We start from the raw sequence: 5,910 nt of genomic DNA on the forward strand, positions 1-5,910 counted from the left end.
CCCTCCGCCCCCCCCCCTTCCGCGCCGCCCCACCCCGTCGCGCGCCGCCTGAAACAGGCCGAGGCCGGAAGGGAGAACCCTTCCGGCCTTGGAAACAGACACGCACGGCGCGATCAACGCTGGCGGTTCGCCTCGGCGGCTCGCTCGAGGTCGGCGGCCATGCGCGCAGCGGCAGCGCAGCCGGAGCAGCCGGCGCACCCTCCTGCGCAGCCGTCGCCGTAGGGGCTGTCCTTATGGCAGTCGCACAGGCCGTTGCGCCACAACCGGCGCACCGACAAGAACGCGAGCCCCGCGATGATCAACCCTACGACTGTGGTTGAGACGAGCATGGCGCTTCCTTTCCCCGAACCTCGCTCCGCAAGCTACGCAGCCGCGCCCGCGCCGGCCTCGAGCTCCTCCGAAGCACCGGCCTTCTTGACGGCGGGCATCGGACGGAACAGCTGGAACAGCATGCCGGCCAAAACCGCGAGGGCCACCACCGTCCACACGTTGAAGGACACCTCGCCCAGGGCCAAACCTCCCAACTGGTAGAACATGAGGCCCACGGCCCAGCCGAACACCGTCATGTAGCCGATGGCGAACCACGTCCACTTCGCGCTCTCCATCTGGCGACGGATGGTGCCGATGGCGGCGAAGCACGGCGCGCACAGAAGATTGAAGGCGCAGAAGGCCATGATGGCCGCCGCCGAGCCGCCGAACATGGTGGCGAAGGCCATCCACATGTCGGGGTCGGTCTCGCCGAGCTCGCCCACGCTGGTGAGGATGCCCACCGTGGCCACGACGTTCTCCTTCGCCACGAGGCCCGTGATGGACGTGACCGTGGCCTGCCAATCGCCGAACCCGAGCGGCGCGAAGATCCAGCCGATCGCGTTGCCCAGACCGGCCATGAGGCTGTACTGCAGCTCAGTCTCCTGGTCGAGCAGGCCGAAGCCCTCGCCCGCGTCGCCGAAGTTCATGAGCAGCCAGATGACGATGGTGGACAGGAAGATGATCGTACCGGCCTTCACCACGTAGCTCTTGATGCGCTCCCACGTGGACAGAAGGATCGACTTCACCGTGGGCAGGTGGTACGAGGGAAGCTCCATGACGAACGGGGACGCTTCGCCCGCGAACATCTTGGTCTTCTTGAGCATGATGCCGGAGATGATGATGGCGATGACGCCGAGGAAGTAGAACATCGGCGCGATCCACCACGTCTCCTCGGTGTTGCCGCCGGCGATGGCGCCGAACACGAGCGCGATGATGGGCATCTTCGCGCCGCAGGGGATCATGGTCGTCGTCATGATGGTCATGCGACGGTCGCGTTCGTTCTCGATGGTCTTGGTGGCCATGACGGCGGGCACGCCGCAGCCGGATGCCACGAGCATGGGAATGAAGCTCTTGCCGGACAGGCCGAAGCGGCGGAATATGCGGTCCATGATGAACGCCACGCGGGCCAGATATCCGCAGCCCTCCAAGAACGCGAGCAGCAAGAACAGGATGATCATCTGCGGAATGAAGCCGATAACGGCGCCCACGCCGGCCACAATGCCGTCCATGACCAAGCTCTGCATCCAGTCGGCCACCTGCGCGCTTTCAAGCGCGTCGCCGATGATGGCTCCGAGGCCGGGGATCCACAGGCCGAACTCGGCGGGATCGGGCTCCTCCTCGGCCAAGGCCGCAAGCTCGTCCTCGCTCGCGCCGGCCTCCTCGGCGGCGGCCACTTCCTCTTCCCAGGCGCCGACGGCCTCTTCGTAGGCCCCGCCGCCCGTGTACAGAAAGCCGTCGCCGGAGATGCCGTCGTTGGCCCAGTCGGTGACCACGCCGGTGCCCACGGAGATGGCCAGCCAGTACACGAACGCCATGACCACGATGAAGATGGGCAGACCCAAAACGCGGTTCGTGACCACGCGATCGATCTTCTGCGTGAGGGAAAGGCCCTTCGCGGACTTCTTCACCGTCTCGGCCACCACGTCGCCGATGGCGTCGTAGCGCGCCACGGTGATGGCGCTTTCGGCATCGTCGTCGAGCGCGTTCTCCATGGCCTCGCGGGCGGCGTCGATCGTCTTCAGGTCGGCCGCGGGAAGCTTGAGCGAGTCGATGGTGCGCTGCTCGCCCTCCAGAAGCTTGATGGCGTACCAGCGCGCCGTGGAGGCGGGCACGCGCGAGCCGAGGAGGTCGGAGATCTGCTTGATGGGGCCCTCCACTTCGGCGACGAAGCGCAGATCGGGCGTGGGAGCCGCCTTCTTCTTGGCCGCATCGACGGCCGTCTTGATAAGTTCGTCCATGCCCTGGCCCTTGAGCGCGGACGTCTCGACCACCGGGCAGCCCAGGCGCTTCGAGAGCTTCGCCACATCGATCTTGTCGCCGTTTTTGCGTACGAGATCCATCATGTTGAGCGCCACGACCACCGGAAGGCCCAGGTCGAGGACTTGCGTCGTCAGGTAAAGGTTGCGCTCGAGGTTCGTGGCGTCCACGAGGTTGATCACGACGTCGGGACCGCCCTCCAAAAGGTAGTCACGCGTCACGATCTCCTCGGGCGAGTACGGCGAGAGCGAGTAGACGCCCGGCAAGTCCGTGATGATCACGTCCTTGTCGCGCGTGTACTTGCCCTCCTTCTTTTCCACGGTCACGCCCGGCCAGTTGCCCACGTACTGGTTGGCACCGGTCAGGTCGTTGAACATCGTGGTCTTGCCGCAGTTCGGGTTGCCGGCAAGCGCTATGCGAATACCCATGTTCTGCCTTTCCATCTCCATTCATCTCTGATGAGTTAGCTACTGGTAACCCATCGGCGAAAAAGAGGCGCCACATAGCGCCGCTTCCCGCTGTTTCCAGGCGCTTCGCGCGAAGCACCCGCGCATCCCGCGCTACTGGACGAGGATGCTCTCGGCCTCGCTCTTGCGCAGCGACAGCTCGTAGCCGCGCACGGTGACCTCGATGGGGTCGCCGAGCGGCGCGACCTTGCGCACGAACACGTCCGTGCCCTTCGTGATGCCCATGTCCATGATGTGCCGCTTGAGCGCGCCCTCGCCCTTCAGGCGGCGAACGGTGGCCGTATCGCCGATGCGCACGTCGCGCAGCGTCCGCTCTTGGGATTCTGCCATCCCCAAACTCCTTTCCCTCGCTCGATTCCTTCGCTTCCCTCAACCGCCCGCCTTGCGCACCCTGCTGCCGCGCGCAAAAGCGAGCGACCAACCCGCCGGAAAGCGCCCTATGCGGCGGCGCGCGCCATGATGCGCGATGCGACGCTGCGATCGAGCGCCACCTGGGTTCCCTTGACCTCAACGATCAGGTCGCCCGCCGCCTCCGACACCACAGTGACGTCGGCACCCTCCACGAAGCCGAGCGTCTCTAAATGGCGATGCAGCTCTCCGCGACCGCCCACCTTCACGATGACGGCGTTTTCGCCGCTCTGCAGCAGCGGGAGCGGAAACGCGCTGCTTGCGCCTACCGCGTCGTTCATAGCGCCTCCCAAACGAGTTAGCCCTGTGCAACAGAACCATCATAAACGAACCGCACGCAAAATGGAAGCCTCGGTTGACAATTGCCTCATCTCGCACTTGTCCGCACTTGTCTCATGCTTTCAGCGTGAGGGCGTTCGCGGCGACGATGACCGTCGAAAGGCTCATGAGGATGGCCCCGACAGCCGGGCTGAGCACGATGCCCACAGGCGCGAGCACGCCGGCGGCCAGCGGAATGGCCACGATGTTGTAGCCCGCGCCCCACCACAGGTTCTGCTTGACCTTGCGGGAAGTGCTCGCGCCGAGGTCGAGCAAGCGCACGATGTCGGCAGGATCGCTTTTCACGAGCACGACATCGGCTGAGTCGATGGCGACGTCGGTGCCGGCGCCGATAGCCACGCCCACGTCGGCTTGCGCGAGGGCGGGAGCGTCGTTGATGCCGTCGCCCACCATCACGACGACGTCGCCGGCCGCGCGGCGCTGGCGCACGAGGCGCCCCTTGTCCTGCGGCAGCAATCCAGCGTGGAACTCGTCGATGCCGAGCGTGCGGGCGACGGCGCGGGCCGCGCGCTCGTTGTCGCCGGTGAGCATGACGGGGGCGACGCCGCGGGCCTTGAGCTGCGCGACCGCCTCGCGCGCCGAAGGCTTGACCTGGTCGCCCTGAGCGACGACGGCGCGCGCCGCGCCGTTCACGACCAGGTAGCTGACGGCGAGCCCGCGCGCCGAAAGCCGGGCGAAGGCATCGCGGTCGTAGGGGATGCCCTGGTCGTCAAGGTGCCGCGCGCTCGCGACGAGAGCATGCGAGCCATCGTCGAGCACGCCCTGCACGCCGATGCCCGCAAGCGCCCTCACGTCGCGCACGGGCGCGGGGCGCACCCCGCGCTCGGTCGCCGCGCGCACGATGCCCGCGGCAAGCGGATGCGAAGAGGATGCCTCGAGGGCGGCCATGATGGCGAGCGCTGAGGTGGAGTCGAGGACAGGAGCGGAAGCTGAAGAGGCTTCGGAGGTGGAATCGGAAGGAAGCACGCTCAACTCCACCACGCGGAAATCGCCTTCGGTGAGCGTGCCGGTCTTGTCCATCATGGCCATGTCTGCCTTCGGCACCGTCTCGAGCGCGCGACGACGGCGCACGAGCAGGCCGTTTCGCGCCCCGATGGACGTGGAGCGCGCCGCAACGAGCGGAATGGCCAGACCGAGCGCGTGAGGGCACGCGATGACGAGCACCGTTACCATGCGCTCGAGCGCCACGCCTTCCTCCCCTGTCACGGCCAGCCACGCCGCGAACGAGGCTGCGCCCGCCGCCACCGCCGCATAGAACAGCCAGCGCGCCACCTTGTCGGAGAGCACCTCGGCCCGCGATTTCTCCTGCTGGGCTTCGGAGACGAGCCGCATGACCTGGGCGAGGTAGCCCGACTCTCCCGTGCCGGTCACCCGGACGAGCAGCGTGCCGTCGCCGTTGAGCGAGCCTCCGAACACCGCATCCCCCGCCGCTTTCGCCACCGCACGCGCCTCCCCCGTGACAAGCGCCTCGTTCACCTGCGACGACCCCTCGACCACTTCGCCGTCGGCCGGCACCTTCTCCCCCGCGCCCACCACAACGGTCTGCCCCACCCGCACCTCGTCGAGCGGCACGTCGACGACCGCGCCGTCGGCGCGGCGAACGCGCGCGTCGGCGGGCAGAAGCCCGGCCATCTCCTTGAGCGCGTCGCCCGCCCCCATGACGGCCCGCATCTCGATCCAATGGCCCAACAGCATGATGTCGACGAGCGTGGCCAACTCCCAGAAGAAGTCCATGTGCGTATCGGACGCGCCGAGGATGCTGCGCTGCGCGAACGCGTAGACGCTGTAGGCGTACGCCGTGGTGATGCCAAGCGCCACGAGCGTCATCATCGCCGGCTGGCGTCTGCGCAGCTCGTCTGCCGCGCCGCGCAGAAACGGCCAGCCGCCGTACGCGTAGAGCGCGGTGGCGAGTGCCGCGACGGCCCAATCAGAACCGGGAAACGACAGCGACACGGACAGCGCGAACCCCATCGGCGAGGACAGCAGCAGCACGGGAACAGACAGCACAAGGCTTGCGAAGAAACGTCGCTTGAGATCGGGACCATTCATTGCCTCATGCTTCCGACCTGCCATAACGCCTCCCGTCGCCGTAGACCGCACCGTCGCCCATCCATGGTAGCGACATCGGAGCGGCCGACGCCCGCCGCGTGCCCGAGCAGCCAACCCGTTACGCGCCCGACCGCGAACGGTCAGACCCCGTCCCCGCCCTTTTTCCAACAACAGACGAAACCCCCCAGATGGCACCAAGATGGCAGCCACGCGAACGATGCCGAAGGCGCCCATCGCAGCGCGAAGCGTGCCCTCCGCGGGGCGCGGTGAAAGGCCGCCGCAGCGCAACGCACGACCGGGCAACCTGCGAAGACGGCGGCGGGCCTCGCCCCCCACCCCAACCCGCAGTCGTGCTCTGACA

5 protein-coding genes are annotated in these 5,910 nt (G+C 67.2%); all 5 read right to left on the reverse strand.

What is annotated here, in order from left to right:
* Positions 1 to 113 precede the first annotated feature (113 nt).
* Entirely contained in the window at positions 114 to 329 is a 216-nt protein-coding gene (locus C2L80_RS12895; RefSeq protein WP_087198448.1) for a hypothetical protein, read from the reverse strand.
* 33 nt (positions 330 to 362) lie between these two features.
* On the reverse strand, positions 363 to 2,714 hold the full coding sequence (gene feoB / locus C2L80_RS12900) for a ferrous iron transporter B (protein WP_092198706.1): 2,352 nt from the start codon (positions 2,712 to 2,714) through the stop codon (positions 363 to 365).
* A gap of 132 nt (positions 2,715 to 2,846) precedes the next feature.
* Positions 2,847 to 3,083 carry a FeoA family protein gene (locus tag C2L80_RS12905; protein WP_092198703.1) on the reverse strand — a complete coding sequence of 79 codons (237 nt, stop codon included), beginning with the start codon at positions 3,081 to 3,083 and terminating at the stop codon, positions 2,847 to 2,849.
* A 107-nt stretch (positions 3,084 to 3,190) separates the two neighbouring features.
* Complete coding sequence (locus tag C2L80_RS12910) at positions 3,191 to 3,442, reverse strand: FeoA family protein (protein ID WP_087198452.1); 252 nt, start codon at positions 3,440 to 3,442, stop codon at positions 3,191 to 3,193.
* A 112-nt stretch (positions 3,443 to 3,554) separates the two neighbouring features.
* On the reverse strand, positions 3,555 to 5,549 hold the full coding sequence (locus C2L80_RS12915) for a copper-translocating P-type ATPase (protein ID WP_103263337.1): 1,995 nt from the start codon (positions 5,547 to 5,549) through the stop codon (positions 3,555 to 3,557).
* Positions 5,550 to 5,910 lie beyond the last annotated feature (361 nt).

Source organism: Rubneribacter badeniensis, from assembly GCF_002899695.1.
Taxonomy (GTDB): domain Bacteria; phylum Actinomycetota; class Coriobacteriia; order Coriobacteriales; family Eggerthellaceae; genus Rubneribacter; species Rubneribacter badeniensis.